This is a genomic window from Geomonas paludis, from assembly GCF_014193585.1.
GTDB lineage: Bacteria > Desulfobacterota > Desulfuromonadia > Geobacterales > Geobacteraceae > Geomonas > Geomonas paludis.
On the sequence record NZ_BLXY01000001.1, the window covers coordinates 300,728 to 318,584 of the forward strand.

At 67.3% G+C, this 17,857-nt stretch carries 18 protein-coding genes; 2 read left to right on the plus strand and 16 right to left on the minus strand.

Annotated elements, in window-relative coordinates:
- Window positions 1-137 precede the first annotated feature (137 nt).
- The 16 genes from H7687_RS01325 to fabG all read right to left on the minus strand — a co-directional run bounded on the left by H7687_RS01325 (window position 138) and on the right by fabG (window position 15,889).
- Entirely contained in the window at window positions 138-842 is a 705-nt protein-coding gene (locus H7687_RS01325; RefSeq protein WP_183344294.1) for a beta-ketoacyl synthase N-terminal-like domain-containing protein, read from the minus strand.
- On the minus strand, window positions 839-1,966 hold the full coding sequence (locus H7687_RS01330; RefSeq protein ID WP_183344296.1) for a beta-ketoacyl-[acyl-carrier-protein] synthase family protein: 1,128 nt from the start codon (window positions 1,964-1,966) through the stop codon (window positions 839-841). The genes H7687_RS01325 and H7687_RS01330 overlap by 4 nt, the downstream gene beginning before the upstream one ends.
- Window positions 1,963-2,424, minus strand: a complete 462-nt coding sequence (locus tag H7687_RS01335; RefSeq protein ID WP_183344298.1) for an acyl-CoA thioesterase — start codon at window positions 2,422-2,424, stop codon at window positions 1,963-1,965. Before H7687_RS01335 ends, H7687_RS01330 begins: the two co-directional genes overlap by 4 nt.
- Window positions 2,421-2,804: an ApeI family dehydratase gene (locus H7687_RS01340; protein ID WP_183344300.1), complete on the minus strand. Its 384-nt coding sequence runs from the start codon at window positions 2,802-2,804 to the stop codon at window positions 2,421-2,423. The genes H7687_RS01335 and H7687_RS01340 overlap by 4 nt, the downstream gene beginning before the upstream one ends.
- Window positions 2,797-3,474, minus strand: a complete 678-nt coding sequence (locus H7687_RS01345; RefSeq protein ID WP_183344301.1) for a DUF3261 domain-containing protein — start codon at window positions 3,472-3,474, stop codon at window positions 2,797-2,799. The genes H7687_RS01340 and H7687_RS01345 overlap by 8 nt, the downstream gene beginning before the upstream one ends.
- Entirely contained in the window at window positions 3,471-5,846 is a 2,376-nt protein-coding gene (locus tag H7687_RS01350; protein WP_183344303.1) for an MMPL family transporter, read from the minus strand. The genes H7687_RS01345 and H7687_RS01350 overlap by 4 nt, the downstream gene beginning before the upstream one ends.
- A 1-nt stretch (window position 5,847) precedes the next feature.
- Entirely contained in the window at window positions 5,848-6,471 is a 624-nt protein-coding gene (locus H7687_RS01355) for a LolA family protein (protein WP_183344305.1), read from the minus strand.
- Entirely contained in the window at window positions 6,468-6,935 is a 468-nt protein-coding gene (locus H7687_RS01360; RefSeq protein WP_183344307.1) for a hotdog family protein, read from the minus strand. The genes H7687_RS01355 and H7687_RS01360 overlap by 4 nt, the downstream gene beginning before the upstream one ends.
- Before the next feature lie 4 nt (window positions 6,936-6,939).
- Window positions 6,940-8,535: an HAL/PAL/TAL family ammonia-lyase gene (locus tag H7687_RS01365; protein ID WP_183344309.1), complete on the minus strand. Its 1,596-nt coding sequence runs from the start codon at window positions 8,533-8,535 to the stop codon at window positions 6,940-6,942.
- Between the two features lie 279 nt (window positions 8,536-8,814).
- Window positions 8,815-10,128 carry a phenylacetate--CoA ligase family protein gene (locus tag H7687_RS01370; protein WP_183344311.1) on the minus strand — a complete coding sequence of 438 codons (1,314 nt, stop codon included), beginning with the start codon at window positions 10,126-10,128 and terminating at the stop codon, window positions 8,815-8,817.
- Window positions 10,125-10,937, minus strand: a complete 813-nt coding sequence (locus tag H7687_RS01375; RefSeq protein WP_183344314.1) for a lysophospholipid acyltransferase family protein — start codon at window positions 10,935-10,937, stop codon at window positions 10,125-10,127. The genes H7687_RS01370 and H7687_RS01375 overlap by 4 nt, the downstream gene beginning before the upstream one ends.
- The gene (locus H7687_RS01380; RefSeq protein ID WP_183344316.1) at window positions 10,938-11,201 is read right to left on the minus strand and encodes an acyl carrier protein; all 264 of its coding nucleotides are present in this window, start codon (window positions 11,199-11,201) and stop codon (window positions 10,938-10,940) included.
- A 1-nt stretch (window position 11,202) separates the two neighbouring features.
- On the minus strand, window positions 11,203-12,432 hold the full coding sequence (locus H7687_RS01385) for a beta-ketoacyl-[acyl-carrier-protein] synthase family protein (RefSeq protein WP_183344318.1): 1,230 nt from the start codon (window positions 12,430-12,432) through the stop codon (window positions 11,203-11,205).
- The gene (locus tag H7687_RS01390; RefSeq protein ID WP_183344320.1) at window positions 12,423-13,907 is read right to left on the minus strand and encodes a phytoene desaturase family protein; all 1,485 of its coding nucleotides are present in this window, start codon (window positions 13,905-13,907) and stop codon (window positions 12,423-12,425) included. Before H7687_RS01390 ends, H7687_RS01385 begins: the two co-directional genes overlap by 10 nt.
- Window positions 13,904-15,124 carry a beta-ketoacyl-[acyl-carrier-protein] synthase family protein gene (locus H7687_RS01395; protein WP_183344321.1) on the minus strand — a complete coding sequence of 407 codons (1,221 nt, stop codon included), beginning with the start codon at window positions 15,122-15,124 and terminating at the stop codon, window positions 13,904-13,906. The genes H7687_RS01390 and H7687_RS01395 overlap by 4 nt, the downstream gene beginning before the upstream one ends.
- Before the next feature lie 36 nt (window positions 15,125-15,160).
- Complete coding sequence (gene fabG / locus H7687_RS01400; protein ID WP_183344323.1) at window positions 15,161-15,889, minus strand: 3-oxoacyl-ACP reductase FabG; 729 nt, start codon at window positions 15,887-15,889, stop codon at window positions 15,161-15,163.
- A 363-nt stretch (window positions 15,890-16,252) separates the two neighbouring features.
- Here fabG and H7687_RS01405 point away from each other — a divergent pair, with 363 nt between their 5' ends.
- Together H7687_RS01405 and H7687_RS01410 are read left to right on the plus strand one after the other, a co-directional pair.
- A complete protein-coding gene (locus H7687_RS01405) occupies window positions 16,253-17,038 on the plus strand; it encodes a sensor histidine kinase (protein ID WP_183344325.1) in 786 nt (261 codons plus the stop codon).
- A gap of 267 nt (window positions 17,039-17,305) precedes the next feature.
- Window positions 17,306-17,665 carry a hypothetical protein gene (locus H7687_RS01410; protein ID WP_183344327.1) on the plus strand — a complete coding sequence of 120 codons (360 nt, stop codon included), beginning with the start codon at window positions 17,306-17,308 and terminating at the stop codon, window positions 17,663-17,665.
- Window positions 17,666-17,857: the final 192 nt, after the last annotated feature.

Sequence of the window (17,857 nt, forward strand, 5' to 3'; positions counted from 1 at the left end):
GCGTCCGTCCACAATCCCCTCTCCCTCCGGGAGAGGGCTAGGGTGAGGGGTGCTGCAATCGGCAATAATCCCGCTTCGTGGCAACGCCCTCACCCGCCCTTCGGGCACCCTCTCCCAGGGGGAGAGGGAACCCTGAGTCACCTTTCTTTGAGGGCTGCGGCGATGAGCTCGGCCATGCTCTCGACCCGGGTGCCGTTGCATTCGATGCCGCCGTCCGCTGCCACGCTGACGCTGCCGTAGCAGCGTTGTCCGGGAGCGTCGCCGAGCACCAGGAAGGCGGCGCCGGGGTGAAACTGCGCGACGCCGGCCAACGGCTCCGGGGGAGTCAGGTCGCAGACGCCGGCCAAGACCACCGGTTCCTCCTTGAGGGCAAGCTGGTCCAGCGCCATGGTGAGCGCGCCCAGTCCGGCGCTTTGCGTCTCGTTCACCGCCAGCAGCGAACCGGTCAAACCGAACTGGATGGCGGCGTCCCCCAGGAAGCAGTTGGCTAGGGTGTAGGCAAACAGGTTCGGGCTCGCCAGCCCGCCTCCCTCCAGCAGCACGGTGCGCTGGTAATCGAGGTCGGTGGCGAGGCAGCCGAGCCTGGTCCCGGCGACGACGCCGAAGGGGCGCTTCTCGCTCCACGACTCCAGGCCCGCGTCGCGCAGCGCGAAAGCCAGCGCGGCCAGACCGAGCTTGGCGTAGTCGGACATGCGCCCGAAGCGCTGGTTGGGCTCGGCGAAAACGTCACGGCGCGCCAGCGCGGGGAGGGGGAGGTCGGCGAAGATCAGTTCGCTTCCCTGCGACCCCATGCCGCAGCCGGTGCCGGTGACCCAGCCGATGCCGTTCAGGTACGCGCTCATGCGTCCCCCCGGCCGAGGATGACGGCGGCGTTCACCCCGCCGAACCCGGAATTGGTGCTGAGCACGAAATCCCCATTGATGTCCTGCGCCGCGTCGCTCACCAGTCCCACCCCTTCCGGGTCCGGTTCCACGAGCCCGACGGTTGGGGGGAGCACCCCCACTTCCAGGCACTTGAGTGCCAGGGCCGCCTCGATGCCGCCTGCCGCGCCCAGGGTGTGGCCGATGGCGCCCTTGACCGAGTGCACCGGCAGGTTGCGGCCGGGAAAGAGGGCGCGCAGGGCGGTCACTTCCATCTGGTCGTTGTACGGCGTCGCCGTGCCGTGCGCGCTCACCGCGGCGATGGCGTCCGTGGTGAGGCCGGCGCGGGCGAGGGCCTGACGCACGGTCTGGATCAGGCCGCAGGCGTCGCGGGCGGGGGCCGTGATGTGGGTGGCGTCGTTGGCGGCGCCCCAACCGGCCACCACGCCCAGCACCTTGCACTCCTCGCGCCGGGCCCGCTCGCGGCTCATCAGGAGCAGCGCCGCCCCTCCTTCTCCCAACGTCAGCCCGTCCCGGTTGCGATCAAAGGGGCGGCAGCGGGTAGGGGAGAGGGCCTGCAGCGCGGAGAAGCCGGAAAAGACGAACTCGCTGACCAGGTCGAGGCAGACCACCAGCGCCGCCTCGCAGCGCCCCAGCGCGATCATCTGCGCGGCGCGGGCGAGGGCCAGGGTGGAGGAGGCGCAGGCGGCATTGACGTTGAGCGCCGGGCCGGTGGTGCCGCAGCGCCCGGCGACGCGGGACAGCACGCGCTCCATGGCCAGTTCGGCCGGGTCGACCGCCTCGCCCCGCTGCAGCCGCTCCATGAGATCGACCGGTCCCTTGGTGCTGGCGAGAAGCAGGCGGCAGTCGGCCGGGACGGCGGGGAAGTCCTCCATCAGGCGCTCCAGCAGGGGGTAGAGGAGCGAGTCGCCCCCTGCTTCAACGCCCGGCACGCAGCAGGCGTTGGGCGAGAGGTAACGGGCGGTGGCGAAGCGCTCCACCGGCACCACGGCGCTTTGCCCCGCCATGATCCCGTCGAAGAGGGGATCGAGCCCGGTGCCCAGCCCGGTCACCGTCTGCGCCGCGGTGATGCAGACCTCGATCACGACAGCGCTCCTTGCTGCCAGCGCCCCAGGAACTCCTCGATGAAGGGGGGCGGCACCAGCATGATCTCCTGGTTCGTGTCCAGCATCATCTGGACCGTGTAGCCGGTGCAGGTCACTTCGCCGCGCTGGTTGCGGATCACGAACTCGAAGTTCAGCCGGGCGGCGGTGGTGAAGTGCAGGATCCCTTCGATGGTGAAGCGCTCCGGGAAGGCGAGCGGGCGGAAGTAGTCGACGTGCATCTTCTTGATCGGCGTGAGGATGCCGCGCTGGTAGCAGTCGAGGTAGCCCAGGCCGTACTTCTCCCCGAAGGCGACCCGCGCGTCCTCGAAGTAGCTCGGGTAGCGGCCGTGCCAGACGATGTTGAGCGGATCGACCTCCTCGAAGCGGACCTGGCGCTCGACCGTGATGCGCAGCGGGGGCGGCCCGCCGGCCACCGGTGTGAAGTAGGCACGGGTCACGGGGATTCCTCCAGTGCGAGCTCCAGCAGCATGGTGGCGACGGTCACCTCGCCCACCGTGAGCTTAGCGTCGCAGAGTTCCTTACCCTGCACGGTGCGGGGGCGGCAGGCGACCTGCAGCTCCTGGCCAGGGCGCACCGGGTTCAGGAACTTGGCGTCCTGCACGGAGACCAGGCGCTGGGGTGTTTGCCGTACCGCGCCCACCAGGGAGACCACCGAGTGGATCTCGACGATGGCCGGGAGGATCGGGAATCCCGGGAAGTGCCCGTCGAAACCGGCGAAGCCCGCGTCGAAGCGGTAGCGCCCCCGGCACCCACCTTCGCTGTCGCTTTCCGCCCCGAGGCGGCTCGCGGTTATTTCCTTGGCGATGATGCTATTCATTGCTTGGCTCCACGCTGTCGATCCAAAGGGTGAGGCGGTAGCCGGCCCGATCGTCGTCGAGCACGATGCCGCCGGGGAAAAGGATTCCGTCGCGCCGCTGGTAGCGGTAGTAGCGCACCCGCCAGGACTGGTCCGCGCCGCGGCAGGACTTTTCCAGGAGTTGCGCCTCGGCGCCGCCGAAGGTGAAACGGAGCGTGGCGCTCCCCTCCTCGCGGCTGGTCTGGTAGCTGCGGCTGGCGACGGTGAGCCGGTCGTCCGCTGCGGCTGCAGGTGCTAAGAAGATGCGGCGCACCGAGAGCGCCACCGCCTCGGCGAAGCCGGGGTAGCGCGCGAGGTCGGGCATGACGAAGTTGGCGCGGCTCCCATCCCGGAGCACGGTGATGTCGTACAGCTTCACCCCCATCTCGTTCATGGCGACCAAGCGGGCCTCGCCGGCTTTGGTGTCCAGGCTCAGCATCGCCTCCACCGGGACGCGCATGCCTTGCCACTCGAAGAGCGCGCTGTGGCGCAGCACCAGGGGGGCCCGCTGCCGGCTCCAGAGGCCGTCGGCCAGCTCCGCCGCCGAGCGCGGCACGGTCGGGACCAGTTCGGTCGCCTCGAAGGGGACTCCGGCGCAGCCGGCCAGAAGGACCAAGAGTGCTGCCGAGAGCAAAAGGGCGATCCGCTTCATGCCTTGTCCTTGCGGTGCAGCGCCGGTATCACGAACAGCGCGGCGGGTATCCCGGTGCCCACCCCGAGCAGGACGGAGACCCCGATGGACTGCATCGACGGGTGGCGCGCCAGGGCGAGCGCCCCGAGCCCGGCCAGGGTGGTGAGCCCGGAGACCAGCACGGCGAGGCTGGAAGTCTCGTCGCCGCCGTCCTCGAGCCTGCTCACCATGAAGATGCCGTAGTCGACGCACAGCCCGATGATCAGGATGGTGGCGGCGATGTTGAAGATGTTGAACTGAAGCCCCAGGAGCCCCATGATGCCGAGCATGCAGACCACGCCGGTCACGACCGGCACCAGCACCAGCGCAATGCGCGACGGCGCGCGGAACACGGCGGCGACCAGCAGGAACACCAGCACCCCGGTGGTGGCGAGATACCTGGTGAAGTCGTGGATGATGCTCCCCCCCATGGCGGCGCCGAAGCGGCTTTCGGAGACCAGGTGCACCCCGGGCAGGGTGCCCAGTTCCCGGGACAGGCGCTGGATCAACTCGGGTCGGTCCGGCACCAGGGTGAGCACCCGGACCGAGCCGTTACCCGGCAGCACCAGGGCGTCCACCAGTTCGGAAAGCCCGGCCGCGCGCAACCCGTCAACGTTCAGGGGAGCGGGGGACGCTTTCAGCGTGGCCAGGAAGGGGGCGAACGCTGCGCCGGTAAAGCCGAAGGCGGCTCCCTCGCGGGCGAGGTCGCCCTCCAGCCGTGCCGCCCGGCCCTCCTGCCAGAAGGAGACCCAGCGGGCCCGGTTCTCGCGCTGCTGCGCCTGGCTGGGCAGGAGCGGAGCCAGGGAGACCAGTTCCCCCGGCGGGAGCGTCGGGGCGAGCCGGTCGAAGACGCGCCGGTTCAGCTCCAGCGCGCTCTCCAGGTCCTTCCCTTCCGCGAAGATGAGCGCCTTTCCCTGCAGGTCGCCCCAGGTCCGGTTCAGTTCCGCCTCGGCCCGTTTCAGCTCGACTGGGACCAGGTTCACCGCCTGCAGGCTGCCGTTGAAGCGGACCGTGGTGGCGCCGAAGGCGCAGACGGCCAGGACTGCGCACCAGAGGGCCAGCACCATGCGGCGCGGCGGGTGCAGGGTCTTCATGCCGCCGAAGGGGAGGCTCCCCCCCGGAGCCGGGCGCACCAGGTGCGGCAGCACCACCAGCGAGAAGAGGAGCGCGGCCGCGATGCCGGTCATGCTGTACACGGCGAGCTGACGCTGCCCCGGGAGCACCGAGAGGAGCATCACCCCGAAGGACAACAGCGTTGCCAGGGCGCCGGAGAGGACCGGCCGCGCCACCTCGGCGGTAATCAGGGCCGGATCCTTGCCCCCCTTGCGGCAGGCGAAGTAGATCATGGTGGCGTACTCGTCCACCATGCCCAGCAGCACACCGCCGAAGCCGAGGGTGACGGCGAAGACCTTGGGGGCCCACAGGGCCATGGCGCCGGAGGCGATGGCGAGCACCGAGGACGGCACCAGGAACACGAACAGGGCGCTCATGCTCCTCAGGAAGACCAGGTAGATGGCGAACACCGCCACGATGCTCAGCGTCAGCACCAGGTACAGGTCACGCTTGACGGCATCCGCGTTGGCCAGCGTGTAGCGGTGCCCGGAGAGGACGGTGGCGCTGAAGCCGGCCGGGACCCGCGTCTTAACTGCGGCGTCGACCCGGTCCATGAGCTGGCGCGAGGCGGCCGAATCGGTCATGGGGACCGTGGTGTCCACCGTGATCAGCGCGCTGCTGCCGTCCGCGGAGACGAAATGGTTCTGCACCAGGCGCATGTTGGGCACCAGGTTCAAAAAGCGCAGCCGCTCCAGGACCAGGTCGGAGAAGGAAAGCGGATCGGCCTGCAGCTTCCCTTTCAGCGCCCACCCCTCCGGGGCGAACAGCTGCTCGTACCCTTCCCGCAGGCGTTCGCGTACCTTTCCCGGCGCGCTTGCCGCCTCCAACCGCTTCAGGTCCGCCTCGCCGCACAGGTTGGGGAGCGCCGTGCCCAGAAAGCCGAAGAACTCCGCCCCCAGCGCGGCCGGGCCGGTACTCACCTTGCCCACCTTCGCCTCGCGGAGCCCCTGCGCCAGGCTGTCGGCGGCGGCGACGAGCGCGGCGCTGTCGCCCGGCGCCTGCGTCTTCAGGCTCACCACCAGCTTCCTGGTGAAGGGGGCGAGCTGCAGCAGGCGGAAATCGGTGGCCGCGCTGGAACCGTCATCCGGGAGCATGGCGACGATGTCGTCCTGAAGCCTCAGCCGCGACGAGGCGAACAGGGAGAGCGCCACCAGCATGAGGGTCGCGCCGTACAGGACGCGGCGCCGGCCGGCGAAGTAGCGGTAGAGCCGGCCGAAGAGGTTCAGGGAGGGCTCGCCCATTCTAGAAGATGTCCGCCGGCAGCGCCTTGTTCACCGCCGTGTTCAGGAAACGGATCCTGGTGAAATCCCCGTCCTTTTCGTGCAGTTCCACGCTCTTCACGTAGCGCCCGTCGGCGCTGAAGCCGATCAGGAGGTGGTGCAGAAAGCCCGCGGTGGCGGCCGAGCGCGGCTCCAGCCGCAGCAGCGCCGGGGACTCCTGCAGCACGGTGACCCGGTACTCCTTCTTAATCCAGGCGAAGTCGGAGCGGGCCCAGGCGAAGAGCTGTTCGGAGACCAGTTTCATGATCGGCTCCTGGCTGATCTGGAAACTCTCGGTGCGGCCGGTGCGCTCGTGCCAGCGCCTGCCGCGATCCCCCTTGAGCACGAAGCCGGAGGCGACCGGCGCGGTCAGTTCCCAGCGCAGCTGGTCCGGCTTGGAGAAGTAGAGGCGCCCCTTGGAGGTCATCGGGTTCTTGAACATGCTCAGGTGCTTTTCCTGGACGAAATCGCTGGAGAGGGTGCGCACCGAGCCGGCGTTCTTCTCGAGCGTGTCCAGGAGTTGCGGAGAGGGCTGGGTCTCGGCGTAGAGCGGCAGCGCGCAGAGCAGCAGGCAGAGCAGGCAGCAAAGGAACAACAGCCGCTTCATGCAGCCTCCCCGGCCGCGTCGCCAACGATCCAGAGCTTCAACGTGCCGCTGGCCACGACCGCGCCGTCGCGCTCCACCTCGCCCTCGGCGACGGCGAACCCTTCGAAGCTCCCCACGGTGCGGATGCGCACCAAGAGTCTTTCGCCGGTGCGGGCGGTCCCGGTCAGGCGCAGCTTGCGCAGTCCCACCAGGTATCCCTTGGAGATTTCCTTTCCCTGCAGCAGGTCGTCGTACCCCTTGATGACGGCGTATCCCTGCGCCAGGAGCTCGACCAGCGCCACCCCGTCCAGGGTGCCGTCCGCGGCGGCCAACAGGCTGTCGGCCGGGAACAGCGCCTCGACTTCGCCCGCCTGGTCGGCGTAGCTCAACAGCCGCTCGACGAGCTGCATGGGGGGGCGGTGCGGGATGAGGAGCCGCGCCGGCATGGGAAGGGTCAGGTCGGTGGTCATGGCTGCTGCACCCATTCGGTTAGCCCTCTTGGCCCAGGTACGGGGCCAGGTCGTCCAGGAGTTGGCTCGAAAAGAGGAGCTTCCGGAAGCGGACCAGGTCCTCGTGGAAGACGCGCTGGTTGTCGTACACGGAGAATTCGCGGTTCAGGATGGCGTAGAGCTTGCCGGTCCCGGTGCCCAGGCGTTCGGCGTTTCTGAAGGAGAGCGCCTGCAGGTCGGCGAGGACTTCCAGGGTGAGCACGTGCTTGGCGTTACTGACCGACTTGAAGGCCTTGCGCGCCGCCACCGTCCCCATGCTGACCACGTCCTGGTTGGAGGCGTTGCAGGAGATGGAGTTGGTGGAGACCGGGTTGGCCAGCTGGCGGTTCTCGGCCGTGGTCGAGGTGGCCAGGTACTGGCTCCCCATGAAGCCCATGGTGAGGCCCGGGGTGCCTGGGATCAGGAACTCCGGCAGCCCCTCGTTGATGCTGCGGTCCAGGAACTTGTTGATGCGCCGCTCGGACAGGGTGCACATGGTCGCCATGGCCATGCAGAGGGAATCCATGGCGAAGCCGATGCTCTGGCCGTGGAAGTTGCCGCCGTGGATCACCTTCTTGCGCTCCGGGATAACGATCGGGTTGTCGTTAGAGGAGTTGGCCTCGATGGTCACGGTGCGCTCGGCCGCGTCGATCGCCTCCAGCACCGGGGCCAGCACCTGCGGGGTGCAGCGCACCGAGTAGACGTCCTGCACGTTGACGCTGGTCTCGTAGACCGGTCCGTCGGTCTCGTGGCCGCGGATGCGCTCGTGCATCTCTTTTCTCAGGGTGATGTTGCCGGAGCCGGCGTAGAGGGCGCGGATGGCGCGGGCTACCTCGAGCTGACCGGGGTGCGGCTTGACCAGGTGCAGGTCCTCGTCGAACGCGTCGTCGATGCCACCGAAGATCTCCAGGGCGAAGGCGCCGGTGAACAGGGAGAGGTTCAACAGCTTGCGGGCGCCGAAGAGGGCGAAGGCGGCCACCGCGGTCATGGCGGAGGTGCCGTTCATGAGGGCGATGCCCTCCTTGAAGCTGAGCGAGAAGGGGGTGATGCCGAGGCGGGCGAAGAGCGCGCCGGTGTCGTGCAGTTCGTTCCGGTAGTAGGATTTACCCTCGCCGATGATGGTAAGGGCCAGGTGCGCCAGTTGGATCAGGTCGCCCGACGCTCCGACCGAGCCGCACTCGGGGATGTAGGGGGCGATGCCGCGGTTCACCAGCTCCTTCATGAATTGGAGCAGTTCGACGCGCACGCCCGAGTACCCCTTGACCAGGGTGTTCAGGCGCACCGCCATGACGGCGTTGGCGATGTAGGGCTTCAACGGATCGCCCAGGCCGGCCGCGTGGCTGCGGATCAGGTTCACCTGGAGCGTCTCGATCTCGGCATCCTCGATGATCTTGTTGCACATCGGGCCGAAGGAGGTGTTGACGCCGTAGATGATGCGGCGCGCGGCGACCTCCTCCTCGAGGAAGGCGCGGCTGGCGCGGCAGCGCTCCAGGGCGGCCGCATCGAGGACCACCTCGCGATCGCCGACGCCGATGGCGACGATGTCCGCGACGGTCAGGTCGGCGCCGTTCAGGGGTACTGTGGGACGCTTTAGCATGCTTATCCTTTCCAGTTGGTGTTGCCGCCTCGCCTCAAGTTCATACCGGGCTAGCGATGATCTTCCGCTAAGATGCCCATCCCCCTCTCCCTCTGGGAGAGGGCATTAGCGGAAGATTGTCGCTTCCCTGGTTCCCAAGCTCCAGCTTTGCATCCGAGGGAAGCTGGAGCTTCGGAGAGGCATTGCGTTCCCAAGGTGGACCTTGGGAACGAGATCAAATCTCGGGCATTGTGCTTTTTGTCCCCACTCCCCTTGCGGGAGGGGGAGATCGGCCTCGCCTTACGCCGGCGGGGTGCGGCGGTCGAAGAAGAGGACCGGCTTTCTCTTGTCCTCCTGCACGGTCACCCTGAGGACCTCCTCGGGGGAGACCAGCACCACCTCGGGGCTGACCCGGATGGCGGCGGCGATCTTCTTGGCCACCTGCGCCGAAGTAAGGGACGCATCGGCGGCCCCCACCACCACGCGGATGCGGTCGGAGAGTGCGAACTCGCTCTCCGCCTCGATGTAGAACCCCTGCACCCCGCTCATCCCCTGCAGCACGGTGGCGATGGCCGGGGGATAGACGGTGGTGCCGCGGTACTTGAGCATCTGGGACTTCCGCCCCACCACCGGGCCGATGCGCGGCGTGTTGCGGCCGCAGGCGCAGGGGTCGCGGTGCAGCGTCGCGATGTCGCCGGTGCGGAAACGCAAGAGCGGCATGGCGCAGACGCCGAGCGGCGTGGCGATCACCTCGCCCGGGGTCCCGTCCGGGACCGGGTGCCCCTCCTCGTCGACGATCTCCACCGCGATCAGGTCCGGGTGGAGGTGTCCCCCCAGGCCGGCCTCGCAGTCGGTAAAGGAGGTGGCCATCTCGGTGCTGGCGTAGGTGCCGAAGATCCGGCAGCCCCAGGCCTGGAACAGGCGCTCCCCAAGCGGGGAGAGGGCGAAGTCGGGGGTGCGCACCGGCTCGCCGATGCAGATGAGCCGGGTGACGCCGACCGCGGCCGGCGACAACCCCTCCTGCTCCAGCTTTTTGGCCAGGGCGAGCAAGAGGGTCGGCACCGCGATGATGGCGCTCGGGCGGCAGTTCTTGATCAGCTCGACCAGGAGCGCAGTGCTGCTGGAGCCACCGCGGATCACGGTGGCACCGATCCTGGTGAGCCCCATGAAGTAGGCGAGTCCGGCCATGAAGCAGCGGTCGATGGCGGCGGCGACCAGGACGCGGTCGGCGCTGGTGATGCCCACGCCCCGGAAGGAGATCTCCTCGTTGTAGGCGAGCCGCTCCAGGTCGGCGTTATTCTGCAGCATGGCGATCGGTTTGCCGGTGGTGCCGGAGGTGAGGCAGACGTCGGTGACCTCGTCCTGCGCCACGGCCAGGAAGTCGTCGCGGCGCTCCTCCAGGTGGCGCTTTTCGGTCAGCGGCAGCCGGGCCAGGTCCGCGAGGGTCCTGATCTCCCCGGGCTCGATGCCCAAGTCCCGCAGCATGGTGCGGTAGAAGGGGGAGTGCTGCGCGCAGTGCCGCACGTGGCGGCGCAACAGCTCTTCCTGCCTCTCGGCGATGGCCGCGGCGTCGCAACGGGCGAGTTCCAGCCCCTTTTCGGCATCCCAGGTCATTGCGATATCCTCATCGCGCCGCTCTCCCCCTGCATCTCGGCCAGCGCCCGCGTCATCCGCTCGCGCACCTCGCGGCGCAGACGCAGGTGGCCGTTATGCCCCGCAAACGAGGCCGGGTCCACCGGCGGGAGCGCCTTGAGGCGCACCCGGGACGGGTAGAGCGCGAAGCGCCCCGGCGGCAGCAGGTCGTCGGTCCCGGTGATGATGAGCGGCACGATGGGGACCCCGGTCTCCTTGGCGAGCCGGAAAGCGCCGGAATAAAAGGGCTGCAGCCTGCCGGTCCGCGAGCGGTGCCCCTCGGGATAGAAGATCACCACCCCTTTCTTGGCGAAGGTCGCGGTGCAGGTCGCCACCACGTCCTGCCAGGGGGCGCTTTCCACGTCCAGGTACTGGGCGAGGCGCATGAAGAGGGTGTACCAGTACATCTTGAAGGGCCAGGCCCCCACGGCGAAGACGATGTCGTGGAAGGGGAGCGTGGACATGTAGTAGCTGTCGAAGAAGGAGAGATGGTTCACCACCAGGATGCAGGGGCGCCCGATCCCTTCCGTCCCCTCGCTGGAAAAGCGGACGAACGGGGAGGTGATGACGACCATGCCCAGGCCGTGGATGCTGATCAGGTGCCGGGTGATGCGGCCGAAATCCCAGCCGGTGACCAGCTTCCACAGGACCAGGCAGAGCGGGGACGCAGCGATGCCGGCAGCGGTCCAGAGAACCATCAGGGGGTAGAAGGTCAGGTTGAGAAATAGCGCCCGGAGCAGCCAGAACCTGCCGCTTTTCTCCCGGTGCCGTGGGGCTTCCTGCGGCGTCACCTACCGGTCACCCTCCAGTTGGCGCTTTTTGGCGATGACGAATTCGTGGATGTCGCCCAGGGTGCGGATCTTGCGGATCGCCTCCTCTTCGCGCACTTTCATGTTGAAGGCGGTCTCCAGCACGATCACCAGGTCGACCACGTCCAGGCTGTCCAGCCCCATGTCCTCGAACAGGGTGGTCTCCGGCGTCATCGCCGCGAGGTCGTACTCGAACTCCTCCGCAAGGGAACTGTTGATCTTCGCTACGATTTCCTGCTCGGTCATACTAGACATATCTCCTCAAAATTATGGATGAATTGACGCCACCCAAGGCGAAATTGTTCTTGATCACGGTGTCGACCCGGCGCGGGGCGACCTCCCTCTGGTGCAACACCCCGGCACAGGCGGGATCGACCTGGTCCAGGTTCAAAGTAGGGATCAGCACCCCGCGGCGCAGCATCTCGACGCAGGCGGCAAGTTCCAGGGCGCCGCTGGCGGCCATGGTGTGCCCCAGGTGCCCCTTGAGGCTGCTGACCGGGGTCTGCGCGCCGAACACCTCGGCGATGGCGGCGCACTCGGCGATGTCCCCCTGCTCGGTGGCGGTGGCGTGGGCGTTGACGTAGTCGACCTGCCCCGGCTCGATGCCGGCGTCGGCGAGGGCCAGGCGCATGCACTGGGCGATGCAGGCCGTGTCCGGGTTGGCGATGCTGCCGGGGTCGGAGTTGGTGGCGAAGCCGGTCACTTCCGCCAGGATGTCGGCGCCGCGGGCCAGGGCGGAGTCGAGCGACTCCAGCAGCAGGATGCCGCTCCCCTCGCCGCAGACGATGCCGTCGCGCCTGGCGTCGAAGGGGCGCGGCGTCTGGTGGGGCGTGTCGTTGAAGCCGGCCGAGGCGGCGTTGATGATGTCGAAGGTGCCCGAGGTGAGCGGGTGGAACTCGTCGCCGCCGCCGCAGAGCATGAACTCCTGCTTGCCCAGCCCGATCATCTCGGCGCCGTAGCCGATGGCGTGGGTCGAGGTCGAGCAGGCGGCGGCGGGCGCCAGCACCCGTCCGGTCACCCCCAGGACCTGCGCCACGTTGGAGGCGCAGCTGTGGTTCATGATGTGGAAGAAGAGCGTCGACTTCATCCGCTCCAGGCTGTGATCGGCGTTGAACTCGCGGAAGAACTCTTCCATGGTCTGCGGGCTGCCGGTGGTGGAGCCGATGGAGACGCCGAGCCTGCCACTGGAGAGCTGTTCCGGGGCGAGCCCCGCCATGGCGACGGCGTCCTGGGCGGCCAAGGTGGCGAAGACGGACATGTTGGACATGGAGCGGCGGAACTTGCGCGGGATCTCCATCGGGTCGACCCCGGTGACCAGGGCGGCGACGCGGGTGCGCATCCCGGTGATCTCCGCCAGTGCCGGAAGCTCCACCACGCCGCTTCTGCCGGCCAAAAGGCCGTCCATGAGGTTGTCCAGGCCGCGCCCGAACGGGGAGACCGTGCCGACCCCGGTGATGACCACTCTTCTCAGCAACATCCCTTCAATTCCTTTCTGATGCGGTCGTGCCCGAGCAGGGTGCCGCAGGTGACCAGCCCCGCGAGCACCGCCCCCATGACCCCGGGCGACGCCACCGCCTGTCCCGACAGGAACAGGCCGGGGACCCGGGTGGCCGGTTGCGGGTTGTACTGCCCCACCATGTGCTTGACGCCGTAGAGCCCGCCCAGCGGCGTGGCGCAGTAGTCGCTCACGGTGAGGGGTGTGGATGCCTCGATGCTCCGGATGTGGCCCGAGAGCTCGGGGTAGGCGCGGGTGATCTGTGCCGTCAGGCGCTCCAGTGCCTCTTCCTTGTATTCTGCGTAGCCGGTAGGACGCTCCCCCCGCCGCGACTGCCATGCCGCAACATCACTGTAGAGGGCGGGGCAGATGCCGATGAAGCCGGCCGGGACCGGATCGCCGTCGCGGTAGGCGGCGCTCAGGTAGAGCGCGCCGCGTCCCACCGCCCGCCCCCCCAGCTCGTCCATGGCGGCGGTATCGGGGATGTAGAACCGGTTGCTCCCGGAGAGGCCGGGGATCGGTGCGTCGCAGGTGGCGAAGCAGAGCACGGCGGAAACGGTCTCCTCCAGGGAGGCGAGCCGCTTGCGATAGACCGGGCGGAAAGCCCCTTCCGGCACCAGGTCGAGCAGCAGCTGCGGGTGCACCGTGGCGATGGCCGCGGCGCAGGGGACCAGCTCCCCGTCGGCCAGGCGCACGCCGCTCACCGCCCCGCCGGGGGAAAGCTCGATGGCCGTTGCCTGCCGCGAGCAGAGCACCGTTACCCCCAGCTCGGCGAGCCGCGCGTCGAAGGCGCGCGCGAGGCTCAGGCCGCCGCCGCGGATGCCGCGCACCGACTGGTAGTAGCTCCCGGCAATGGCGGCGTGCAGGGCGAAGGGGACCTCCCGGCTGGAAACACCATATAAAAGGGAGTGCACCGAAAGCAAGCTTTTTAAAAGCTCGTTGCCGGTGAGTCGGTCCAGCACCTCGCGCAGGCTCGGGCCGATGACCCGCTGCAGGAGCGACTCCTGGCTCAGCTCCGCCTCCAGGTTCAGGTAGGGCATGGCCTGGCCGGCGGCGGCCACCTGCTCCAGGTAGCTCTCTATCGCCTGCCGCTCCGCGGGAAACGTGGCGGCAAGCTGCTCGCGCAGGTTGGCGAAGCCGATGGGGAAGCTGAACTCGAAGGCGGGGGCGTCGCAGCGGAACAGGTCGAAGCCCCGCTCGTCGAAGCAGAAGGTCTCGATGCGGTCGCCGACCCCCAGGTAGCGCAGGAACAGCTCCAGCGGCTCCCCGGGACCGAGCCCGCCGGTGTAGTGGAAGCCGGTGTCGAAGTGGACGCCGTGGCGCGAGAAGCCGCGCAACAGAGGGGCGGTGCGGGGCGCCTGCTCGATGAGCGCCACCTGGTGGCCGCTGCGTGCCAGGGTGAGGGCACAGGTGATACCGGAGACGCCGGCGCCGATGACGGCGTAATCGTAGGTCACCGGGCAAACCTCAGCACCAGGCAGGAGTTGGTGCCGCCGAAGCCGGCCGAGTTGCACAGGACGTGCTCCGGGGTGGCGTTGAGGGTCTCGGTGACGATGTTGAGCCGGGCCGAGTCCTCGTCGGGGGTGGTGAAGTTGAGGTTCCTGGCGATGAACCCTTCGCGCGCCATGATGGTGCTGTAGACCACCTGCGAGGCGCCGGACATCCAGAGCTCGTGCCCGGTCATCCCCTTCAGCGAGGAGACCGGCGGGGTCGTGGGGCCGAAGACCGCGGAGATGTTGCGCGCCTCGGCTGCGTCGCCGGCCGGGGTCGAGGTGGCGTGGGCGCAGACGTAGCCGATGTCGGCGGTGGAGATGCCGGAGAGGGCAATAGCCTGGCGCATGGCGCGCTGCAGCCCCTCGCTGCTCGGCACGGAGATGTGGTTGCCGTCGGAGGAGAAGGCGTAGCCGGCGACCTCGCCGAGGATGGCGGCGCCGCGGGCTACCGCCAGGTCGTAGCGCTCCAGCACCAGGGCCGCCGCGCCGCCGCTGGGGACCAGCCCGTCACGCCCGGCGTCGAAGGGGCGCGAGGCGCCGGCGGGGTCGTCCAGGCGCAGCGAGAATGCGCCCAGGCCGTCGAAGCTGCACATGGACTGCCAGTTGATCTCCTGGGCGCCGCCGCAGATGACCCGTTCCTGCCGTCCCATGGCGATCAGGTCCGCCGCCTGTCCCACCGCGTGGCCGCCGCTGGAGCAGGCCGAGCTGATGGTCCAGCAGGCGCCGCGGCACTTGAGCAGGGTGTTGAGGTTCATGGTGATGCAGGAGGTCATGGAGCGGAAGACGTGCCCGCTGCCGATCAGCTGGGTGTCGCCGCGCTCGCGCAAAAGCTCCACCTGTTCCACCGCGGTGAGGCAGCTGGAATCGCAGCCGAAGATGAGTCCCGTCTCCGGGCTCTGCGCCAGTTCCTCGGGCAGGCCCGCCATGGTGAGCGCGTCCCAGGCGGCGGCAAAGGCCTGCACCGCGAAGTCGGGCATGGTCTTCGCCTGCTTCCTGGAGAGGGGGGCGCGCTGTCCGGATTCGGCGATGCGCCCGGTGAGCGGGCTGCGAAAGCCAAGCCGCCGGCGCTCCTCGTCGACCACGATGCCGGAGCGTCCGGTCCTGAGCGCCTGCGCGACCTCCGGGATGCTGCTTCCCAGGCAGGAAACGATCCCGATCCCGGTTATGGCTACTTTGTGCACGGTTACCTCAACTGCTGTCGTTCTGTCGAAACGCCGCTACAGGTAGATGCCGCCGTTGACGGCGATCACCTGTCCGGTAATGTACGATGCCTTGTCCGAGGCGAGGAAGGAGACCACCTCCGCCACCTCCTCGGGGGTGCCGATGCGCCCGAGCGGGATCATCGGGACGATCTTCTCCTTGGGGAGGCCGGCCACCATGTCGGTCTCTATGAAGCCGGGGGCGACCGCGTTCACCAGCACCTTGCGCTTGGCGGTCTCCAGGGCGAGCGCCTTGGTGGCGCCGATGAGACCCGCCTTGGCCGCGGAGTAGTTCACCTGTCCCGCCACGCCGCTCTGCCCGGAGGTGGAGGCGATGTTGATGATCCGGCCGCTGCGCCTTTTGAGCATGCCGACCAGCACCAGCTTGGTGACCAGGAAGAAGCCGTCCAGGTGCACGGAAAGGACGTCCTTCCACTCGTCCTCGCCCATCCAGACCATGAGGGTGTCCTTGGCGTGGCCGGCGTTGTTGACCAGCACCTCCGGGGACTCGTTTTCGAGCAGCGGTCCGAGCGTCTCCTTGACCGCGCTTGCGTCGGCGACGTCGCAGCAGACCAGGCGGCAGGAGGCCCCGGCGGCCTCGACCTGGCGCGCCACCTCCGCGGCGGCCGCGTGGTCGGAGCGGTAGTTGAGCCAGATGTCGAAGCCGTCGCGGGCGAGGGTGAGGGCGATGGCCGCTCCGATCCCTTTGCTCGCTCCGGTCACCAGTGCGATCTTTCTCGATGACATAAGGTGTAAAACCGCCTTAGCGTTGAAATTCGGGGTGTTGCGTGGGCAGCCTTTTATACAAGAGATTGGGCTAGCGGGCAATATAAAAGGGAGTGTCTAGTCACACATCGCCCTTATCTTTCAGGCATAAATCTGATGACTGGCATAGCCTCGTCAGCTCCTTCACCCGCTTACTCAAGAAATTCGAAAAGCCTACTATTTTGGTTGCAGTTAATCTATTAATTAGTTAATGTGACGTATCATTTTAAAATTTACATATCTGTGGCGGTGGATATGAGTACGTCAACAATGGAAAAGGTGGGAAGTGAGCCACGCGGTTTTGCGATATTGCCGTCAGCAACCCCAGTATCGGCGTCATCCGAGATGGATAGACAGCGCCTGCTGCGGGAGCTCGAGATGCACCAGAACGAACTGGAGTTGCAGAACCAGGAACTGCAGGCTGCCTGGGAAAAGGCGGCGGAGCGGACGCACAGCCTGGAGCTTACCGTGAAGGAACTGGAATCGTTCAGCTATGCGGTTTCGCACGACCTCAGGGCGCCGCTGCGCCACATCAACGGCTACCTGAGCATACTCGCCCAGGACTTCGTCTCCTACCTGCCGGAGGAGGCGCAGCGTCTGCTGGAGCGCTCCTGCCGGGCCACCAGGGACATGAGCCGGCTCATCGACGACCTGCTCGAGCTGGCCAAGGTGAGCCGCATCAAGACCAACTGCAAGATGGTCAACGTCTCGTCCCTGGCCAAGAAGGCCATCGAGCAGCTAGCGGAAGGGGAGCCCGACCGGCAGGTGGATGTCAGAATAGCCGAGGGGCTGTTCGTCCAGGGAGACGAGGCGCTGCTGAGCCAGTTGATGTGGAACCTCCTGGAGAATGCCTGGAAATACACTTCGACGACGCAGCCGGCCAGGATAGAGGTCGGCCGTCTCATAATAGACAAGAACCTGGTCATCTTCGTGAAGGACAACGGGGTGGGGTTCGACAGTATTTACAAGGACAACCTGTTCGACGCCTTCCAGAGGCTGCACGGCCGGGAGTTCCAGGGCAACGGCATAGGTCTTGCCACCGCCAAACGCATCATAGACCGCCATCAGGGCAGGATCTGGGCCGAATCGGAAAAGGGAGAGGGCGCCATCTTCTTCTTTACCCTGCCCTAGAAAGAACACGCAGTATCGCCCGCAGTCAAAGGGACCACGACTATGTCTGGTCCCTTTTTTGTTGTGAGGGGACTGGCTCCGCAGGTGCCTGTCCTCCTTGGTCACTTGGGGAAGATGGCTGAGCGGAAGGGAGCGTTCCGCTAGAGGGACAGGCACCTTACGGAGCCAGTCCCTTCTGCTGGCATTTCTCCTTATTGATGTCTGATGAGTTTTCTTCTATACTGGCGCGATTGTTCACCGCACAAACTGCACAAGGAGGAGGTAATCATGAATGTCGCGATAGTTCACAAAGCAAATGTAAATGACGAGGTGCTTGACGGCCTGGCCAGAGAGCTCCCTTCCATCATTTCGGAATTGCTGGAGATCCGCGGCGGGAAGATGGCGATCCTCAGACCGGAGCAGATTTCGCTGCAGTTCTCCCAGGCCAGCCCCCGCGACATCGGCGCGGATATCCGCCTGATCGTGCTGGCCAGAAGCCTCGGTCCCCGCACGGCGCGCGAGAACAAGCTGGCCGCGTCCATCCTGGAAAAGGTGGTGGCACTGGTGAACGGCATCGGCGCCGCCTGCTCCATCACGGTGCGCCTCTACCTTACCGAAATCGGCGCGGCGGAGTACCTGCCGGAGTAGTTGTCGCGACGCCGCGAGCCACGACCGCATATCCAACGGACTGAGCAAAGGGGACAGGTGAAAACCTGCCCCCTTTTTTTGCGCCCTCAAAGGACGCGGATGAACTGCCTTGGTCCCCCCTCCCCCTGCGGGCTTCACCACCCCCCGTCCCCCTCCCCTCAAGAGAGGGGGAGAATCCCCTGTGGCATTCTG